This window comes from Nonomuraea sp. KM90 (assembly GCF_052246675.1).
Classification (GTDB): Bacteria; Actinomycetota; Actinomycetes; order Streptosporangiales; family Streptosporangiaceae; genus Nonomuraea.
In genome coordinates this window covers 73,037-92,271 of the sequence record NZ_JBQQCB010000033.1, presented here as the reverse complement: position 1 = coordinate 92,271, position 19,235 = coordinate 73,037, and the positions used below count along the sequence as shown (strand labels likewise).

General features: G+C 71.7%; 17 protein-coding genes. 7 read left to right on the top strand and 10 right to left on the bottom strand.

Annotation, left to right across the window (positions count from 1 at the left end):
- From ACTWPW_RS29070 to ACTWPW_RS29040, 7 genes are all read right to left on the bottom strand, one after another.
- Positions 1-510 (bottom strand): ADP-ribosylglycohydrolase family protein (locus tag ACTWPW_RS29070; protein WP_443170506.1); only part of this gene is annotated, 510 nt, incomplete at its 3' end.
- 6 nt (positions 511-516) lie between these two features.
- Positions 517-1,503, bottom strand: a complete 987-nt coding sequence (locus ACTWPW_RS29065) for an ADP-ribosylglycohydrolase family protein (protein ID WP_375109867.1) — start codon at positions 1,501-1,503, stop codon at positions 517-519.
- A 5-nt stretch (positions 1,504-1,508) separates the two neighbouring features.
- Positions 1,509-2,813 (bottom strand): ABC transporter substrate-binding protein, encoded by a 1,305-nt coding sequence (locus ACTWPW_RS29060; RefSeq protein WP_375109866.1) that lies wholly within the window; start codon positions 2,811-2,813, stop codon positions 1,509-1,511.
- Positions 2,814-2,822: 9 nt separating this feature from the next.
- Positions 2,823-3,641: a carbohydrate ABC transporter permease gene (locus tag ACTWPW_RS29055; RefSeq protein ID WP_375109865.1), complete on the bottom strand. Its 819-nt coding sequence runs from the start codon at positions 3,639-3,641 to the stop codon at positions 2,823-2,825.
- Entirely contained in the window at positions 3,641-4,555 is a 915-nt protein-coding gene (locus tag ACTWPW_RS29050; RefSeq protein ID WP_375109864.1) for a carbohydrate ABC transporter permease, read from the bottom strand. The genes ACTWPW_RS29055 and ACTWPW_RS29050 overlap by 1 nt, the downstream gene beginning before the upstream one ends.
- Positions 4,552-5,601 carry a LacI family DNA-binding transcriptional regulator gene (locus ACTWPW_RS29045; protein WP_375109863.1) on the bottom strand — a complete coding sequence of 350 codons (1,050 nt, stop codon included), beginning with the start codon at positions 5,599-5,601 and terminating at the stop codon, positions 4,552-4,554. The genes ACTWPW_RS29050 and ACTWPW_RS29045 overlap by 4 nt, the downstream gene beginning before the upstream one ends.
- A 227-nt stretch (positions 5,602-5,828) precedes the next feature.
- On the bottom strand, positions 5,829-7,127 hold the full coding sequence (locus ACTWPW_RS29040) for an MFS transporter (RefSeq protein ID WP_443170505.1): 1,299 nt from the start codon (positions 7,125-7,127) through the stop codon (positions 5,829-5,831).
- 22 nt (positions 7,128-7,149) lie between these two features.
- On the opposite strand from ACTWPW_RS29040, the gene ACTWPW_RS29035 reads away from it, so the two are divergent.
- The 3 genes from ACTWPW_RS29035 (at position 7,150) to mihF (ending at position 9,330) form a co-directional block, all read left to right on the top strand.
- Positions 7,150-8,397: an ROK family transcriptional regulator gene (locus ACTWPW_RS29035; RefSeq protein ID WP_443170504.1), complete on the top strand. Its 1,248-nt coding sequence runs from the start codon at positions 7,150-7,152 to the stop codon at positions 8,395-8,397.
- 120 nt (positions 8,398-8,517) lie between these two features.
- Complete coding sequence (locus ACTWPW_RS29030) at positions 8,518-8,922, top strand: GlcG/HbpS family heme-binding protein (RefSeq protein ID WP_443170503.1); 405 nt, start codon at positions 8,518-8,520, stop codon at positions 8,920-8,922.
- A 102-nt stretch (positions 8,923-9,024) separates the two neighbouring features.
- The gene (gene mihF / locus ACTWPW_RS29025) at positions 9,025-9,330 is read left to right on the top strand and encodes an integration host factor, actinobacterial type (protein WP_043641121.1); all 306 of its coding nucleotides are present in this window, start codon (positions 9,025-9,027) and stop codon (positions 9,328-9,330) included.
- 134 nt (positions 9,331-9,464) lie between these two features.
- Here mihF and ACTWPW_RS29020 read toward each other — a convergent pair whose 3' ends face one another.
- Together ACTWPW_RS29020 and ACTWPW_RS29015 are read right to left on the bottom strand one after the other, a co-directional pair.
- A complete protein-coding gene (locus ACTWPW_RS29020; protein ID WP_375109859.1) occupies positions 9,465-10,112 on the bottom strand; it encodes a response regulator transcription factor in 648 nt (215 codons plus the stop codon).
- Positions 10,103-11,350: a sensor histidine kinase gene (locus tag ACTWPW_RS29015; RefSeq protein ID WP_375109858.1), complete on the bottom strand. Its 1,248-nt coding sequence runs from the start codon at positions 11,348-11,350 to the stop codon at positions 10,103-10,105. The genes ACTWPW_RS29020 and ACTWPW_RS29015 overlap by 10 nt, the downstream gene beginning before the upstream one ends.
- A gap of 183 nt (positions 11,351-11,533) precedes the next feature.
- Between ACTWPW_RS29015 and ACTWPW_RS29010 the strand changes: the two genes are divergently transcribed.
- From ACTWPW_RS29010 to ACTWPW_RS28995, 4 genes are all read left to right on the top strand, one after another.
- Positions 11,534-12,808 (top strand): acyltransferase family protein, encoded by a 1,275-nt coding sequence (locus ACTWPW_RS29010; protein ID WP_375109857.1) that lies wholly within the window; start codon positions 11,534-11,536, stop codon positions 12,806-12,808.
- A 132-nt stretch (positions 12,809-12,940) separates the two neighbouring features.
- On the top strand, positions 12,941-15,427 hold the full coding sequence (locus tag ACTWPW_RS29005) for a beta-L-arabinofuranosidase domain-containing protein (protein ID WP_443170502.1): 2,487 nt from the start codon (positions 12,941-12,943) through the stop codon (positions 15,425-15,427).
- Between the two features lie 46 nt (positions 15,428-15,473).
- On the top strand, positions 15,474-16,028 hold the full coding sequence (locus ACTWPW_RS29000) for a GNAT family N-acetyltransferase (RefSeq protein WP_443170501.1): 555 nt from the start codon (positions 15,474-15,476) through the stop codon (positions 16,026-16,028).
- A gap of 4 nt (positions 16,029-16,032) precedes the next feature.
- Complete coding sequence (locus ACTWPW_RS28995) at positions 16,033-18,531, top strand: DEAD/DEAH box helicase (RefSeq protein ID WP_443170500.1); 2,499 nt, start codon at positions 16,033-16,035, stop codon at positions 18,529-18,531.
- A gap of 131 nt (positions 18,532-18,662) precedes the next feature.
- Here ACTWPW_RS28995 and ACTWPW_RS28990 read toward each other — a convergent pair whose 3' ends face one another.
- On the bottom strand, positions 18,663-19,226 hold the full coding sequence (locus tag ACTWPW_RS28990; RefSeq protein ID WP_443170499.1) for a hypothetical protein: 564 nt from the start codon (positions 19,224-19,226) through the stop codon (positions 18,663-18,665).
- Between the last annotated feature and the right edge of the window lie 9 nt (positions 19,227-19,235).

The following is a 19,235-nucleotide window of genomic DNA, read 5'->3' as shown; positions in this document are numbered from 1 at the left end:
GGCGCCCAGCACGCCGTCGCCGGCGTTCGTCACCTGGGCGTCCGGCGCGGGGTCCCTTCCCAGGGCCCCGAACGCGACGGCCCTGACGGCGGCGGCGTCGTCGAAGTGGTGCGGGTTGTCGTGCCCGGAAGCGGGCGGCTCGACGCCCCTGGCCAGGTTGTCCAGCGCGGTCGCCACGGAGATGCGCGCCCTGACGCGCGGCGACTCCCCGTCCGGGGCGATCAGCTCCCTGAACGCCCCGGCCCTGGGCCGGTCGATGGTGAGCGCCGTCCACGCGAGCCACTCGGCGTCGTCGGACGGCCCGATCCGCAGCGGCGCGACCGGCTGGTTCAGCGCGAACGGCACCGGCAACGTGGTGACCCGGTGCTCCTCGGCGAACGCGTCCAGCTCGCGGTGCAGGCGGCGGCTCCAGGGCGCGTGCAGCGCCGCCCGGTGCCTGGCCGCCGGCCACCCGGCCGCGTCGCCGGTGGCGAGCCCGGCGAAGGCTCCCCTGATTCTGTCCCCCGACATTGCGATCTACAGCCCTCCCGCCGGTTCGTCGGCGAGTTCGTCGGCGAGCTCGTCGGCGGTGTCCAGCACGTGTCTTCCGGCCACGACGGGCAGGCATTTGCCCGTCACGGCCCCGATCCTGGCGGCCCAGCGGGCGGGCACGCCGCCCTCTCCCCGCCCGGCCCCGGCCACGGCACCGGCGATGGCGCCGATCGTGTCGGCGTCGCGGCCCAGGCTCACGCCGAAGGTCACGGACGTCTCGACGTCGCCGTCCGCGGCCAGGAAGGCGGCCAGGGCCAGCGCGACGGCCTCGGGCGCGACGTCGGTCCAGGGGTAGTGCCTGACCACGACGGCCTCGTGCAGGGCCTCGATGACGTCGGGGTCGCCGGGGTCGGGGGACGGGCCGAGCGCCGCGCGGGCGCGTACGAGGTTCCGTGCCGTCCACGAGTCCGCCGGGATCACCGACAGCGCCGCCGACACCACCTCGCCGGGCGCGGCCCCGCCCATCGCGGCGGCCACCGCCCCGGCGACCGCGCGGCCGCCGAGTATGCCCTCGCCCGACCCGCTGACCAGCCCGTCCTGCTCGACCAGCCGGGCGGCCTCCGCCGGATCGCCCGGGCAGAAGATCCCGTAGGGCGCGGCCCGCATCGCGAGCCCGTCGGACCAGCCGTGCGAGTGCACCAGCCCGGTCAGCGGCGGCTCCAGCCCGCGGCGAAGCGCTTCGATGGTGCCCAGCTCGGAGAAGCCGGCGCCGCGCATCGGGCCCGTCACCCGGGGGATGATCTCCTCCCGGTACGCCGCCGCCACGTCCGCGGCGGTCAGCGCGTGGCCGTGCCGTACCAGCAGCGAGGCCGCGAAGATGGCGTATTCCGTGTCATCGGTGCCCCCGCCCTCGATCTCGGTGAGCCTGCCCCACCGCCGGCGGATCTCCGCCGGCGACAGGTTCTCGGCCGGGGCCCCGAGGGCGTCGCCGGCCGCCAGGCCGAGCAGGCACCCCCGGGCTCTCTCCCTCAACGAAGTCAACGCTGGTACCGCTCCAACACCTCGTTGCCCTCCTGGACGAGCTTCGTGGCCGCCTCGTCGATGGTGATCTTATTGGCGAAGTACTCCTGCAGCACCGGAGTGGCGACCTTGCTCTTCCACTCGTCGAACCCGTTCACCTTCAGGAACGGCGCCACGACCAGGTTCTTCGCGGAGGCGGTGGCCACGTCCCAGCCGTTGTCCTTCGTGGTCATCGCCGGGTCGGCGGCGGCCGTCTGGGAAGTCGGCAGCAGCCAGTCGCCCTTGGCGAGCTTGGCCTGGTTCGGCCCGTTCAGGAAGAACGAGATGAACTTCATCGCCTCGTCGGGGTGCTTGCTGTCCTGCGCGATCGACAGCGTCTGCGAGACCGCGCCCTGCTGGGCGCTGGTGCCCTTGGGCGCGGGCAGGGTGACCCACTCGAACCCCTCGGGAGCCTGCTCGACGACCTGCTGGCGCAGGTAGACGCCGGCCGGGAGCAGCGCGAACTTGCCCTTGTAGAACGCGGGCAGCGGGTCCGCGGTGCCCTGGCCGAGGGCGGCCGGGTCGGCGGACTTGTCCTTGTAGAGCTGGTCGTGGATGCGCTGGAGCACCTCGCGCTCCTCGGGGCCGACCTTGACGGTGGTCTTGCCCTCGGCCGTCTGGAAGAACGTGCCGCCGAAGTTGAGCGCCAGGTTGAGCGTCTTGTTGACCGGCGACTTCATCGGCCAGGCCACGCCGAAGGCGCCGCCCTTGGTCATCTTCTTGGCGGCCTCGGAGAACTCGTCCCACGTCCACGGGTTGTCCGCGGTGGGGACGCGTACCTGGGCCTCGTCCAGCAGCTTCTTGTTGGCGATGATGACCTGCGACTCCTGCAGGAACGGCACGCCGTAGACGCCCTGCTCGCCCTTGCCGCCGTCGAAGGTGACGGTGTCCCAGGCGGACTGCGGGATGTCGCTCTTGAGCTCGGCGGGCAGCTTGTCGCTCAGGTCGAGCAGGTAGCCGTCACTGGCGAAGCCGGACAGCGCGGGCGAGTCGTTGTGGATGACGTCGGGCGCCGTGCCACCGGCGAACTGGGTGACGAGCTGGTCGTTGACGTTGTCCCAGCTGCCCTGGACGTAGGTGACCTGGATGGTGGGGTTGGCCTTGTTCCACTCGTCCACGAGCTGCTTGTTCGCGGCGACGGATTCCTTCTGCCACGCCAGGCTGAGGAAATTGAGCTTGACGGGCTCGTTGGGCGCGGACGACGGCTCGCCACCGCCTCCCCCGCCGCACGCGGCGGCCAGCGTGAGGAGCGCCGCCGCCGCCAAAGCGGACTTGATTCGCATATGAGCCTCCTAGCCCTTGACGGCGCCGGCCATCAGGCCGGACTTCAATCGCCGCTGGATGATTGCGAAGAAGATCAGGCTCGGGATCGTCGCCATGAGCGACGCCGCGGCCAGCGGTCCGAGCCTGGCCACTCCCTCCGGGCCGGTGAACCTCACCAGCGTGAGCGGGAGCGTCATGACGTCGGGGTCCTGGAGGATCACGAGCGCGAACATGAACTCGTTCCAGGACGAGATGAACGAGAACAGCAACGTCGCCACCACGCCGGGCGCGAGCAGCGGGGCGACCACGCTGACGATCGCGCGCAGCCGGGTCGCGCCGTCCACGGACGCCGCCTCCTCCAGCTCGCGCGGCACCGCGCGCACGTATCCCTGCAGCATCCACAGCGCGAACGGCAGCGTGAACGTCACGTGCACGACCACCAGGCCCGGCAGCGTGTTCACCAGCTCCAGGTCGCGCAGGATCATGAAGAGCGGGATGATGATCAGGATGAACGGGAACACCTGGCTGACCAGCACCCACCCGATCGCGATCTTGTTGACCAGGCTGCGGTAGCGCGCCATCGCGTAGGAGGCGGGCAGCGAGATCAGCACCGTGATCACGCTGCTGAACAACGCCACGACCAGGCTCCGCGTGGCCGCGCCGACGAGGTCCTGCTCGCCGAACGCATCGCTGAAGTTGGCCAGCGTGGGGTCGCGCGGGATCCAGGTGGGATCCGCCATGGCCATCTCCTGCGGCGTCTTCAGCGCCGTGGATAGCAGCCAGACCAGCGGGAACGCCAGGAAGACGATGTACGCCAGCAGCGCCGCGTACTGTGAGACGCGCCCCATCACTTGGCCTCCCTCATCTGCCGCCACAGGTAGAGCCCGAGCACCGCCAGCACGACGATCGCCATCGCGAGGCCGAGCATCGAGGCGTAACCGGCGAAGCGATACCTGAACGCCTCCTCGTAGGCGAACAACATCGGCAGCCGGGTCTGGCCGCCGGGCCCGCCCTGCGTGAGCACGTAGACCAGGCCGAACTGGTTGATGTTCCAGACGAAGTCCAGCGAGGTGATCGCCACGATGACGGGGCGGAGCTGGGGCAGCGTGATGTTCCAGAACCGCCGCCACCGACCGGCGCCGTCCACCTCGCCCGCCTCGTAGAGCTCCTTGGGGACACCCTGCAGGCCCGCCAGCAGCACGACCGTGGTCTGCGGCATGCCGGTCCAGATGCCGACCACGATGATCGCGGGCAGCGCGAGCGAGAAGTCGGCGAGCCAGTTGATGTCGGTGCCGAGCACGTCGTTGAGGATGCCCGCGTCGGGGTGGTAGACGAGCTTCCACATCAGGCCGATGACCACCGGCGGCATCGCCCACGGCACCACCGCCAGCACCCGGGCCACGCTCCTGAAGCGCAGGTTCTGGTTGAGCAGCAGCGCCAGGCCGAGCGCGGCCAGGAACTGCAGCACGGTCACCGACACCGCCCAGATCGCGCCGATCCGGAACGAGGACCAGAAGTCGTCGTCGGACAGCAGCTGGACGAAGTTCTCCAGGCCCACGAAGCTCGTCTCGTGGACGCGGGTGTTGCGGGCGTCGGTGAACGCCAGGCCGATGCCGTACAGCAGCGGGCCCACGCTGAACAGCAGCACCGGCACCATCGCCGGGAGCATCAGCAGCCACATCTCCCGCGTCTCGCGCGAGATCCCGCGGCGCTTGGCCCGCGGTCTCCGCGGGGGCGCCGGTCTCGTCACGGTCGCCGTCACGCCCCGCCCTCCTTCCGATCCGTGCGCTCGTACTCGATGGCCTCGGACCCGGCCGTGGACGCCCGTACGACGAGGCGCGGCGGCACCGTGACCAGGCGGGGTTCGCGGTCGCCGCCCTGCAGCCGGTCGAGCAGCAGCTCGGCGGCGGCCTTGCCGCGCTCGGCGGAGCCCAGCGAGACGCTGGTCAGCGACGGCCACGAGGCCGCGGCCAGGTCGGTGTCGTCCATGCCGACCACCGCCACGTCCTCCGGCACCCGCTTGCCCGCGGCGCGCAGCACGTCGAGGGCGCCGAGCGCGATCAGGTCGTTGGCGCACATCAGCGCGTCCACGTCGGGCACCCGGGCGAGCAATTCCGCCACCGCCCGGCCCCCTTCCGCGCGGTAGAAGTCGCCGATCTGCACGAGGTTCTCGTCGTAGGCCAGGCCGAGGTCGGCCAGCGCCTCCCGGTACGCGGCCCCGCGGGCGGCGCCGGGCACGGTGTCGAGGGGGCCGTTGATCATGGCGATGCGGCGGCGGCCGAGCGAGTAGAGGTGATCGACCGCCAGCCTGACGCCGGTCCGCGAGTCGGCGCGTACGTTGTCCACGCGCGTCCCCTCGGGGACCGAGCCGATGATCACGACGGGCGCCCTGGCCGCGGCCAGCATCTCGAGGTGGGCCTCGGTGACGCGCAGGGGGCTCATGATCAGCCCGTCCACGTACCGCTCGCCCAGGCTGTGCAGCACGTCGATCTCGTCGGCCACGACGGCGTCGGTGGAGTGCAGGACGAGGCGGTATCCGGCGGCCTTCAGCACCGGCTGGATCTCGCGGAGCATGGCCAGGTAGGCGGGGTTGCCGACGTCCGCCATGGCGAAGGCGACCTGGTGGGTGCGGCGCGACTTGAGCGACCTGGCCACGGCGTTGCGCACGTAGCCGAGCTCGTCGGCGGCGGCCATCACCTTGCGCACGGTCTCCTGCCTGGTCGGCAGGCCGTTCAGCACCCGCGAGACGGAGGCGATCGAGACACCGGCGCGCTCGGCGATCGTGTTGATCGTGGGTCCGTCGGCCAAGACTGTCCTTCCCTGAGGTGTAAACGTTTACGGAAGGCAATCTGTAAACGTTTACCGTGTGGGGGACATGAAACCTGGATGTAACTTGCAGGTCAAGTCACGATCGCATAACACCAGCTCAGGGGCCATGTTGGCAAATTACGGCAGGTAAAGGACCCCGCCGCCTCCGCCGCCACCCGCCCCGCGACGGGGACGCGGACGGGCGGCGGCGGGACCTGCCAGGCGGGTCAGTCGCGAGCGGGCTCGGGTGCGACCTCGTGCCCGCGTTCGCTGCCGGCACCCGGGTCCCGCCCGGCGGCGGCACCGGAGACCGCGCCCGGACCGGCGGCGGCCGGGGCGGAGAGGCGGAGCAGCGCGCGGATGGCCGGGGAGCCGGTGAGCGTGACCACGGCGGCCAGCACGGCCGGGATGATCAGCGCCACCGGCAACGACGTCGCCTCGGCCACGTACCCCAGCACGGCCGGCCCCAGCAACAACCCGCTGTACCCGAAGGCGGTCACCATGGCCAGCGCCCGCCCGACCCGGCCACCGGCCGCCCCCACGGCGCTGAACAGCACGGGCACCACGGTGGCCAGCCCGACCCCGGCCAGCGCCCACCCGGTCCACGCGCACGCCACCCGCAGGCTCTCCCCCGCCAGCGGCGAGACGAGCACCAGGACGTACCCGGCGGTGGCGAACAGCCCGGCGAGCTGGATCGTCCGCACGGATCCGAGGCGGGCCCTGATGGGGTCCCCGAGCAGCCGCACGGTGGTCATGGCCACCGAGAAGATCGTGTACGCCAGCGGCGCCATGGCCGGATCGGTCTCCAGCACCCAGCGGGCGTGCAGCGCGGCCCAGTCGATGGCCGCCCCCTCGCTCAGGTGCCCGGCGAACGCGGCCAGCCCCAGCAGCGCGATCAGCCCCCAGCGCAGCGAGTTCCCCGAGCCGGAGGCGGACTCGGCGGAGGCGGCGTGCTCGGGCGGGTCGGGCAGCAGCAGGCGCGCCGCCGGGACGTACAGGAACGGCACCACGAGCGCCGCCGCGATCAGCAGGGCCTGCGGGTCCAGCCCGGCCTGCAGCACGAGGGAGGTGAGCCCGCCCCCCGCCGCGCCGCCGAGGCTCCACGTGCCGTGGAAGGCCGAGATGATCGGCCGCCCGTAGCGGCGCTCGACCTCGACGGAGTGGGCGTTCATGGCGACCTCGGTCACCCCCAGCCCCATCCCGAACAGCACCGCGAGCGCCGCCAGCGCCCAGTACGAGGGCGCGAGCGCGGGCCCGAGCAGCACCAGGCCGGAGAACGGACCGGCGAACCAGCACACCCGCCGGCTCGACCACCGGTCGACCAGCGGCCCGGCCACCAGCATCGACACGAGCGCCCCGCCCGAGATGAGCAGCAGGACGCTGCCCAGCCGGGCGGGGCCGAGCTCGAGCCGGTCGTTCAGCGACGGCAGCCCGGCCGCCCACAAACCCATGACAAAACCGGCAAGGAAGAAGAACCCAAAAACTGCGACACGTGCTCGTCTGGCATCAGTGAGGCTTTTGTTCACGGCTAGAGCATAAACTGTGTTCGTGAATGGAGCTACGACGAGTGGCGAGCTTCGCGCGCACAACCGGGTCAGGCTGCTGCGCGCGGTCCACGACTGCGGGGCCGCCCGCACCAGGTCCCAGCTCACCCGCGACCTGCACCTGGCCAGGGGCACGGCCTCGGTGCTCGTCGCGGGGCTGGTGGAGGACGGGCTGCTGCACGAGGAGCCGGCCCCGGAGCACACGCGCGGGCGGCCGACGCAGGTGCCGGGGCCGCATCCGTCCGGGCCGGTCGCGCTGGCCGTGGACGTGCGGGAGGACGCGTGGGAGCTGGCGGCGTGCGAGCTGGGCGGGCGGGTCACGGTGCTGGAGGTGCGCCCGCACGACGGGACGCCGCAGGGCGCGCTCGGCACCCTCGGCGCGGCCATCGCCACCCACGGACGCCGCCTCGGGCACCGGGTGATCGGCGTCGGGGTCGCGCTGGCCGGCCCGGTCCGCCACGGCGGCCTGGTGGACATCGCCCACCTGGGCTGGCGCGCGGTCGACGTCCCCGCCCTCCTGACCGCCCCCTCCCCCGGCGGGGACGTAGCGCCCGAAGGTCTCGGCGCGCCCGTCGTCGGCAACGACACCGCGCTGGCCGCCCTGGCCGAGGCGCGGCGGGGCCGGTTGCAGGGCGTCGGGGTGGGCCTGCACCTGCACGTCGACTTCGACCTGGGCGGCGTGCTGGTCGTGGACGGCCGGCCGGTCGCCGGGGCGGGCGGCACCGGCGCCGAGTTCGGCCACATGCCGCTGACCGGCGGCGACCGCCTCTGCCCGTGCGGCGCGGTCGGCTGCTGGGGCATGGACGTCGGCGCGAACGCCCTGCTCCGCCAGGTCGGCCTCGCCTACGGCGGCGGCAGGGGACGCGAGCAGGCCGAGCACGTGCTGGCCACGAGCCCGGAGGCGGTCGAGGCCACCGCCAGGGCGCTGGGACGCGGCATCGCCGCCCTCGTGAACGCCCACGACCCCGAGGTGGTCACCCTGTCCGGGCACGGCGTGCAGCTGTGGGAGCGGGCCGGGCGGGCCCTCCTGGAGGCGTACGAGCCGGGCCTCATGGCGATCCGCCGCGACCGGCCGCCCAGGATCGAGGGTTCGGCGCTGGGCTGGCGCGGCTCGCTCCTCGGCGCCATGGAGTCGGTCTTCGACGCTTTCCTCACGACCGAGGGCCTCGAACTCTGGCGGAAAAGCCACCCTGACCAGGGTCGCGACACGCCCGAGCAGCAAAGTGTGACGCATTCCACCTTGGAGGGATAAAGGCCGCTATAACGCCTCCGATCAGAAGGTCACCTTGATGATCTTGCCGGGCCCGGCCGCGGACGGTACGCATGGAAGGGTCCAATGCGCGAAACAAATCATGACCAGAGGGATGCACGCGTGAATCTCGAACTCGCGCTCCGCATGACGGAGGCGGCCTTGAAGCAGGCGTTCCGCGAGGGCGCGTCGATCTCCGTCGCGGTCGTGGACGAGGGCGGGAATCTGGTGTCTTTCCAGCGTATGGACGGTGCGGAGATCTCCGGGCCGGTGCTCGCGCAGGGCAAGGCGTACACCTCCGTGGCCCTGCGCCGATCCACCTCCGACCTGCCCGCGCTGACCGCTCCGGGAGGGGAGCTGTCGGGCCTGGCGGGCGGCCGTTTCGTGTGCTTCGGAGGTGGCGTCCCGCTCTGGTCGGGCTACGGTGAGGAAGAACGCGTGGTCGGCGGCATAGGGGTCAGCGGAGGCACCGTCACGCAGGACGTGGCCTGTGCCGAAGCGGCCGCGTCGGTGTGGTCTGCACGCTGAGCGGGCGCTTTCCGCAACACGAACCGCTGGTATCCGCCATGATTAGCCACTGCACCACGGGTAACAAGAACCCGAACGTAACTCCCCGAGGAGAGAACTGAGATGGCACTTCCCACTCTCACCCCCGAGCAGCGTCAAGCCGCTCTGGCCAAGGCCGCCGAGGCCCGTGCCGCGCGCACGGCCCTCCTGGCCAAGGTCAAGGCGGGCGAGCTGACGTTCGCTCAGCTGCTCGAGCGCGACGACGACATCGCGAAGAAGATCAAGGTCTCCCAGGCGCTCCGCGCCGTCAAGGGCGTGGGTCCGGCCAAGGCCACCGCGCTGATGGAGGAGGCGGGCGTCGACGAGAAGCGCCGCCTCGGCGGCCTGGGCGCCCAGCAGCGCAAGAAGCTGGTCGACGCGCTCGGCTAGAACCCCGAGCGGCCAGGTCCGCGCGCGATGCCGCGCGGACCGGCCAGCGACCCCTCACTGGCAAGGAGGGACCGCCGAGCGGAGCCGCCCCGCTCGACGGCGGGCCAGCCCGAGGGGTCAGCACAACTCAAGAGTCAGGAACGCAGGTAGGTCAGTACGGCGAGCACCCGGCGATGCTGGTCACTGTCCTCCGCGTAGAGGCCGAGCTTGTTGAAGATGCTCCGGATGTGCTTCTCCACGGCCCCGTCACTGATCACGAGCTGCCGTCCGATGGCCGGATTCGACTTCCCCTCGGCCATCAGCCCGAGCACCTCGCGCTCGCGCGGCGTGAGCTGTGCCAGCGGGTCGTCCTTGCGCCTGCGCACCATCAACTGGGACACCACCTGGGGATCGAACACGGTCCCGCCCGCGGCCACCCGCCGCAGGCCCTCCAGGAACTCGTCGACGTCGACGACCCGGTCCTTCAGCAGGTAGCCCACCGCGCCTCTGGCGTCGGCGAGCAGGTCGTCGGCGTAGGACACCTCGACGTACTGCGACAGGATCAGCACGGGCGCCCCCGGCACGCGGCGCCGGGCCTCCACGGCCGCCTTGAGCCCCTCGTCGGTGAAGGACGGCGGCATCCGCACGTCCACCACCGACACGTCCGGCCTGTGCTCGGCGATCGCCTCGACGAGGGCGTCGCCGTCACCCACGGTGGCCACCACCTCGCAGCCGAACTCCTCAAGCAGCCTGACCAGGCCCTCCCTGATCAGGACCGCGTCATCGGCCACGACTACCCGCACGGCACCTCCGCCACGATCAATGTGGGCCCGCCGTCGGGCGAGTGCACGCTCAGCTCCCCGTCAACGGCGCGGAGCCGGTCGGCCAGCCCGGCGAGACCATGTCCCTTGGCGACGTGTGCGCCGCCGACCCCATCATCCCCGATGGAGAGCATGAGGACGCCACCGATGCGGGTCAGCTGGACCGTGCAGACGGTGGCCCGGCTGTGCTTGGCCACGTTAGTGAGGGTCTCGGCGCAGACGAAGTAGATCGCGTTCTCGACGGCGGCCTGGTAGCGCTCCACGGTCTGCACGTCGAGGTCGACGGGGACCGTGCAGCGCCCGGCCAGGGCGGCCAGCGCGGGCGCCAGACCGCGGTCCGACAGGATCGGCGGGGCGATGCCGCGGGAGAGGGCACGCAGCTCGTCGAGCGTCTCGCGGGTGGCGGTGATCGCGGACTTGATCGTGGCCTGGGCGGCCTCGGGGTCCTTGGCGAGCTGGCGCTGCGCCCTCGACAGCTCCATGGCCAGGGATACCAGCCGCTGCTGCGGCCCGTCGTGGATGTCGCGCTCCAGCTTGCGCAGCGCGTTGGCCTCGGCGGAGACGGCGGCGGCGCGGCCCTCCGCCAGGTCGTCGATGCGCTCCTGCAGCTCGGCCACGCCGGTCAGCAGCGCCCGGCCCAGCCCGGCCCGCAGCAGCGCGGCGCCGCGCACCGCGAAGGGCATGATCAGCGCGAAGACGGCGCCGAGGGACACGTAGAAGATCGAGTTGACCAGGTAGCCGTCGCCCATGCCGAGCAGCTCGGGCAGCTCGGAGTTGCCGGGGATGCGCGAGGTGATGATGCCGTACAGGGGCCAGGTGAGCCCCGCCAGGGGGATCGACCAGAACACGACGGTCAGCACGAACGCGAGGATCGCGAACGGCAGGTTGAGGATGCCGTGCAGCAGGTCGAGCCAGGACTGCCCGCTCATCAGCGGGTTGACGAGCCGGCGGAACCGGCCGGCGCCGGGCGGGGCGGGCCGGTAGCGCGGCCGTACGGGGGGCCGCTTGAGCACGTCGGACAGCCAGCCGCGCTCCGCGTCGGCGAAACCCCGCGCGAGCATCAGCGTGCCCGCCAGCAGCGGCACGCCTATCCACACGACCGCGGTGCCCAGGCCGGCGGCGAAGCCCGCGATCATGAGCACGAAGCCGATGAGCGTCGTCGGCAGGCCGACCAGGGTGTAGCGGGTGTCGAGGAGGACACGCCTCATCAGGGAGCGCATGGCCCAACGGTATGACGTCGCCGCGAGCGGCACGAGCGGGTGCGCAGGTGTGCGGGGGTAGGGCCAGCCCTACCTGGCCCGGTGGTGGGTCCTGGACACGAGAACGGCGGCTCGCGGCAATGTGCGCGCAGGCCCCGGACGGAAGCCTTGAGGCATCAGCTCCCCCCGTGAAGCGAGGCTCCCATGACCGTCCTGCTGGACCGCCCGATCGCCGCTCCCGCGGAGCCGCGCCGTACGGCAGGTGCGCGTCCGGCGGGCCGCGATCCGTTCATCGACCTGCTGCGCGTGCTCGGCATGGCGCTCATCGTCTTCCAGCACTGGACGATACCCGTGCTGTCCTACGACGGCGACCGGCTGACCACGGGCAACGCGCTGTCGACGCCCGGCGTGTGGGTGGTGACGTGGATCAGCCAGGTGATGCCGCTGGTGTTCTTCGCGGGCGGCGCGGCGAACGCGATCAGCTTCGGCCGGTCGGACAAGGCCGCGCCGCTGTGGCTGGCGGTCCGGCTGCGCCGGCTGGCCTGGCCGCTGCTGCCGCTGGCGGCGGTGTGGATCCCGCTGCCGCACATCCTGCTCACGCTGGGGGTGCCGGAGCAGCCGCTCGACGTGGGCGCCAAGCTCACGGGCCAGCTGTTGTGGTTCCTGGCCGTGTACCTGATCGCCGTCACGGCCACCCCGTACGCGCTGCGCCTGCACGAGCGGTACGGCTGGCGGGTGCCCGCCGTGCTGGCGGCCGGGGCGGTGCTGGTGGACGTGGCCCGCTTCGCGACCGGGTTCGAGGCCGTGGGCTACCTGAACGTGCTGTTCGTCTGGCTGGCCGTGCACCAGCTCGGCTTCTTCTACGCCGAGGGGCGCCTGCGGCGGCCGTGGCTGCTGGTGGTGGGCGGGTTCGGCGCGGCCGCGCTGCTGGTGACCCAGGGCCCGTACCCGGGCAGCATGATCGGCCTGCCGGGCGCCGAGGTGTCCAACATGGCCCCGCCCACGCTCGCCATGCTCGCCGTCGGCCTCGGTCAGATCGGCCTGGCCACGCTGCTGCGCCCGGCGCTGCTCCGGCTGCCCACGGCCCGCCTGCTGGCGTGGGCGAGCCCGCGGATCATGACGGTGTACCTGTGGCACATGCCGGCCCTGTTCGCGGTGACCGGGGTGACGGTGGTGCTGCTGGGCGTGGACACGCCGCGGCCGGGCAGCGTGTTGTGGTTCGCCGGCTGGCCGGTCTGGTTCGGGCTGCTGTGCCTGGTCCTGTGGCCGCTGGTGAAGGGGTTCGCCCGGTTCGAGACGCCGCCGGCGCTGCCGTACGGGACCGGGGGGCCGCGCGCCGCGCTCGTGGCGACCGGGCTGGTCGGGGGCGGGGTGCTGACGCTGACGGTCGGCGGCTTCGCGCCCGGCGGCGGGCCGTTCCTGGCGGTGCTCGCGCTGCTCGGCGGGCTGCTGATGACGGTGCCGCGGACGCGGGGATAGCGATCGCTTATGGACATACTCGGTCGGCGCTTTCCGCACGTTTCTGACTGAATCAGATCGGTTCGGTCTTGACCAGATCGTTTCTCTGATATTTCCTGCGGTCGAGCGGTTCAGCGAGGCGCGGGAGGCCACATGGAGCACGACGCATCGATCGGGCGGCGCAGGTTCCTCGTCACGGGCGGGGTCACGGCGGCGGCACTGGCGGCCGGCGGCCCCGCCCTGGCGGAGGGACCCGGAGACGGCACGCGGGTCCGGTTCGTCAAACGGCCGGCCGCCTCCACCGGCGGCGGACTGTACGCCCCGAACCGCGCGCCCCTCTCCCCCACCCCGTTCCTCAGGCTGCCGCCCGGCGCCGTGCGGGCACGCGGCTGGCTGGGACATCAGCTCCGGTTACAGCTCGGCGGGCTCTGCGGACGCTACGACGAGGTCTCCGACTTCCTGGCCTACGACACCTGCGGCTGGGTGCACCCGGACCGGGGGGCCTGGGAGGAGCTGCCGTACTGGCTGCGCGGGTTCGGCGACCTGGCGTACGTGACCGGCGACGCCGCCGCCCTGGCCAAGACCGAGCGGTGGCTGACGGGGATCATCGCCACCCAGCAGCCGGACGGCTGGTTCGGGCCGGCGCGGCTGCGTACCTCGCTGGAGGGCGGGCCGGACTTCTGGCCGGGGATGCCGCTGCTGTCGGCGTTCCGCTCCTGGTACGAGTACGCGGGCGACGAGCGGGTGCTGCCCTTCATGGCCGGATACTTCCGGCTCCAGGCCGCCCAGCCCGCCGAGGTCTTCAACCGGAGCTGGGGCGCCTTCCGCTGGGGCGACAACATCGACAGCGTCTACTGGCTCTACAACCGCACCGGCGAGGGCTGGCTGCTGGACCTGGTGCGCAAGATGCACTCCGGCTCGGCCGACTACGTGAACGGGCTGCCGACCCGGCACAACGTCAACATCGCGCAGGGCTTCCGCGAGCCGCTCCAGTACGGCCTGCTCGCCGGCGACCCGGCCCTCGCCCAGGCCACGTACCGGAACTACGCCACCGTCATGGGGCAGTTCGGGCAGTTCCCCGGGGGCGGGTTCGCCGGCGACGAGAACACCAGGGACGGCTTCGACGACCCCCGGCAGGGCTTCGAGACCTGCGGGATCGTCGAGTTCATGCACAGCTTCGAGATGCTGACGCGCTTCACCGGCGACCCGGTGTGGGCCGACAGGTGCGAGGAGCTGGCGATCAACTCCATGCCCGCCGCCTTCGACCCCGAGCAGAAGTCGGTCCACTACATCACCAGCGCCAACAGCGTCCGGCTCGACCGGACGGCCAAGCTCTACGGCCAGTTCCAGAACGGCTTCGGCATGGAGGCGTACCTGCCGGGCGTGCACGACTACCGCTGCTGCCCGCACAACTACGGCATGGGCTGGCCCTACTACGCCGAGGAGCTCTGGCTCGCCACGCACGACCGGGGCCTGGCGGCCTCGATGTACGCCGACTCCACGGTCACCGCCCGCGTCGCCGGCGGCCAGGAGGTGACGATCGACCAGCGCACCGGCTACCCGTTCGACGAGACGATCCGGCTCACCGTGGCCACCGCCGAGCCCGTCGCCTTCCCCCTCTACCTGCGGATCCCCGGCTGGTGCCGGAACCCCGCGCTGCGCGTGGCCGGGCGCGCCCAGCCGGTCGCCACGGACGGCGCGGGTTACGTCGTCGTCGAGCGCACCTGGCGCGCGGGCGACCGGGTGGAGCTGACGCTGCCGATGCGCACGTCCGTACGCACCTGGACGCGCAACCACGGCTCCGTCTCGGTGGACCACGGCCCGCTGACCTTCTCCCTGGCGATCGGCGAGAGCTGGCGGCGCACCGGCGGCACGCCGGACTGGCCCGAGTTCGAGGTCTTCCCCGAGACGGCCTGGAACTACGCGCTCGACCGGCCTCAGCCCGGCCGCCTGCGCCTGGTGCGGCGGCGCGGCCCGCTCCCCGACAACCCCTTCACGCCCCGGACGGCCCCGCTGGAGCTGCGCGCCCGCGCCAGGAGGATCGGGAACTGGCAGGCGGACCCGCAGGGCGTGGTCCGCGAGCTGCAGGACAGCCCGGCGCGCACGGACAGCCCGGTGGAGGAGGTCCGGCTGATCCCCATGGGCGCCGCCCGCCTGCGCATCACCTCGTTCCCGGTCGCCGGGAACGGCCCGGACGCGCACGAGTGGACGCTGCCCGAGTTCGAGGCGTCCGCCTCGCACGCCGAGGGCTCCATGCTCGCCCTGTACGACGGCAGGTGGCCCAGCAGCTCCGCCGACCACGGCATCCCCCGCTTCACCTGGTGGGACCACCTGGGCACCGAGGAGTGGGTGCAGTACGCCTACCGGGAGCCCAGGCGGATCGCCGGCTGCGCGGTCTACTGGTTCGACGACACGGGCATCGGCCGCTGCCGCGTCCCGGCGTCGTGGGAGCTGCGCTGGCTCGACGGCGACCAGTGGCGCCCGGTCACCTCGCCCTCCGGCTACGGCGTGGCCCCGGACATGGTCAACCGCGTCACCTTCGACCCGGTCACCACGAAGGGCCTGCGGATCGTGGCCCGCCTGCGGAACGACTTCTCCGCCGGCCTCCTCGAATGGGAGGTGCCCACCGCGACCCCGTGAGGACCCGGAAACACGCGCGTCATCTCCCGTTGAGGAAAATTGCGGCATGACGAAGATCCGTGCCCTCGCCGGAACCGACCTCCCGGCCGTCGCCGACATCTACTCCCACTACGTGACCACCACCGTGGCCACGTTCGACGAGACGCCGCTCTCGCTCGACGACTGGCGGGCCAAGGCGGCGGGCATCACCGGGGCCGGGCTGCCGTTCCTGGTGGCCGAGGCGGACGGCGAGGTGGCCGGATACGCCTACCTCGCCCAATATCGCCCCAAGCCCGCCTACCGCCACACCCTGGAGGACACCATCTACCTGGCCCCCGGCCACACCGGGCGGGGGCTCGGGCGGTTGCTGCTCGGCGCGCTGGTCGAGCGGGCCCGCGAGACCCCGGCCCGCCAGCTCATCGCGGTGATCGCCGACTCGGGCGACCCGTCCTCGACGCGGCTGCACGAGAAGTTCGGTTTCCAGCCGGTGGGCCGGTTGACGGCCGTCGGGTTCAAGCACGGGCGGTGGATCGACACCGCGCTGCTCCAGCTCGATCTGGCACAGACCTTTACGAACTTCGCCGCCACCGGTTCGACCACCCGGCAAACTTCGGCAGGATAGGTGTGTGAGCCTACTCGTTGACCGCCTGCCCGAAGAGATCGACGCCGACCCCGACGCAATCTTCGACGCGTTCGTCGCCTGGAACGCCGAGCGGGGGCTCACGCTCTATCCGGCCCAGGAGGAGGCCCTCATCGAGGTGGTCTCCGGGAGCAACCTGATCCTGGCCACGCCGACGGGCTCGGGCAAGTCGCTGGTGGCCGCGGGCGCCCACTTCGCCGCGCTGACGCGCGACCAGCGCACGTTCTACACCGCGCCGATCAAGGCGCTGGTCTCGGAGAAGTTCTTCGACCTGTGCGCCGTCTTCGGCACCGAGAACGTCGGCATGATGACCGGCGACGCCAGCGTCAACCCGGGCGCGCCGATCATCTGCTGCACGGCCGAGATCCTGGCCAACGTGGCGCTGCGCGACGGCGCGGGGGCCGACATCGGCCAGGTCGTGATGGACGAGTTCCACTTCTACGCCGAGCCCGACCGCGGCTGGGCGTGGCAGGTGCCGCTGCTCGAGCTGCCCAACGTGCAGTTCATCCTGATGTCGGCCACGCTCGGCGACGTGTCGATGTTCGAGCGCGACCTGACCCGGCGCACCGGGCGGCCGACCTCGGTGGTCAAGCACGCCGAGCGGCCGGTGCCGCTGGTCTACTCCTACCGGATGACCCCGCTGCACGAGACGCTGGAGGAGATGCTCTCGACCGGCCAGGCGCCCGTCTACGTCGTGCACTTCACGCAGGCCGCGGCCATGGAGCGGGCCCAGGCCCTGATGTCGATCAACATGGCGACCAAGGCCGAGAAAGAGGCCATCGCCGCCATGATCGGCGGCTTCCGCTTCACCACCCGCTTCGGCCGGGCCTTGTCGCGGCTGGTCCGCCACGGCATCGGCGTGCACCACGCGGGCATGCTGCCGAAATACCGGCGGCTGGTCGAGCGGCTGGCCCAGGCCGGGCTGCTGAAGGTCATCTGCGGCACCGACACGCTGGGCGTCGGCGTCAACGTGCCGATCCGCACGGTGCTGTTCACCGCCCTGTCGAAGTACGACGGCAACAAGGTGCGCCGGCTGCGCGCCCGCGAGTTCCACCAGATCGCCGGCCGGGCCGGCCGCGCCGGGTTCGACACCATCGGCTACGTCGCCTGCCAGGCCCCCGAGCACGACATCGAGAACGCCAAGGCGCTGGCCAAGATCGGCGACGACCCCAAGCGGCGGCGCGGCTACGCCCGCAAGAAGCCGCCGGAGGGGTTCGTCGGCTGGAGCGAGGACACGTTCCAGAAGCTCCAGGATGCCGAGCCCGAGCCGCTCAACTCCCGGTTCAAGGTCAGCAACGCCATGCTGCTCGCGGTGATCAACCGCCCCGGCGACTGCTTCCAGGCGATGAAGCACCTGCTGACCGACAACCACGAGGACCGCAAGTGGCAGCGGCGGCACATCAGCCAGGCCATCGCCATCTACCGGTCGCTGCTGGCCGGCGGCATCGTGGAGCAGTTCACCGAGCCCGACGAGCAGGGCCGGCGGGCCCGGCTGACGATCGACCTGCAGGAGGACTTCGCGCTCAACCAGGCGCTGTCCACGTTCGCGCTGGCGGCGTTCGACCTGCTCGACCGCGAGTCGCCCTCCTATGCCCTCGACGTGGTCTCGATCGTGGAGTCGATCCTCGACGACCCGCGCCAGATCCTGTCCGCCCAGCTCAAGAAGGCCAGGGGCGAGGCCGTCGCGCAGATGAAGGCCGACGGGATCGAATACGAGGAGCGCATGGAGCAGCTGGCAGAGGTGATGTACCCGATGCCGCTCGACGACCTGCTGCTCGGCGCCTACGAGACCTACCGGCGGGGCCACCCGTGGGTGGGCGACTACACGGTGAGCCCGAAGTCCGTGGTGCGCGACATGTTCGAGCGGGCCATGACGTTCAGCGAGTACATCCAGGTCTACGAGCTGGCCCGCTCCGAGGGCACGGTGCTGCGCTACCTGGCCGACGCCTACCGGACGCTGTCGCGCACGGTGCCCGAGCACCTCAAGACCGACGACCTGGTCGACCTGATCGAGTGGCTCGGCGAGCTGGTCCGCCAGGTCGACTCCTCGCTGATCGACGAGTGGGAGAAGCTGACCAACCCGGCGGCGGCGCTGGAGGATCAGCAGCAGCTCGAGGCCAAGGTGCGGCCGGTCACCGCCAACCCGCGGGCCTTCCGGGTGCTGGTGCGCAACGCGATGTTCCGGCTGGTCGAGCTGTGCGCCGTGGAGAAGGAGGAGGAGCTGGCGGAGCTCGCTCCCGACGTCGACTGGGGCGCGGCGCTGGACGCCTACTACGCCGACCACGAGGAGATCTTCACCGACGCCGACGCGCGCGGGCCCGCGCTGCTGCGCATCGAGGAGGAGAGCGGGCTGTGGAAGGTGCGACAGACGATCAAGGATCCGGCCGGCGACGGTGACTGGGGCATCGACGCCCAGGTCGACCTGGCCGCCTCCGACGAGGAGGGCCGCGCGGTCCTGCACGTCCAGGGGCTGAACCGGCTGTAGGGAGAGCGACAAGCCGTGTGCCGGAACGGACTGGCAAGGGCGTTCCGGCACAGGCCTGTCGATTCAGTTTCGACCGAGAAACGTCGGGGTCGTGTCATGACAATGTCCCAAGATCGAGACATTCCCGGCAATCAGCAGTCGGCGATGGTGCAGACCTTGGCGAGCATGCGCTTGCTGTCCTGCGTCTGCCGCTTGAAGTCGGCCGCGGCCGGCTTGCCCCACTCGCCCGACACGGTGTAGAGGATCAGGGCGTTCGCCCGGCGGGTCACGATGGCCCGCTCGCCACCGATGGCCGGCTTCTTGCCCTGATACGCCTGGCCGATGACCGACAGTCCCTTGTCGCCCAGCTTGATCGCGGCGGCGGAGTAGCGGTAGCCGGAGGTCCCGCAGGCGCGTACGGCGGCCTCCAGGTCACGCATGGCCTTGCCCGCGGCCGCCGCCGACGCGTAGAGGATCACCTGCTCCGACTTGGAATAGTCGGGCACCGCCGTGTGGATGAGCGTCCTGGCCGACGTCCGCCCCGCCTGGCCCAGCCTGGCCTTCTGGCACGGGTTGACGACCAGCCGGGCCGACGTCTTGCCGCTGGCCGACCAGCTCGTCTCGGGGTCGTTGTCCTTCTTGGCGGCGGCCTTCTCGTACAGCAGGAAGTTGTTCGGGACGGCGAGCGAGGCCGCCAGCACTAATGCTGTGATCATGGGACAAAA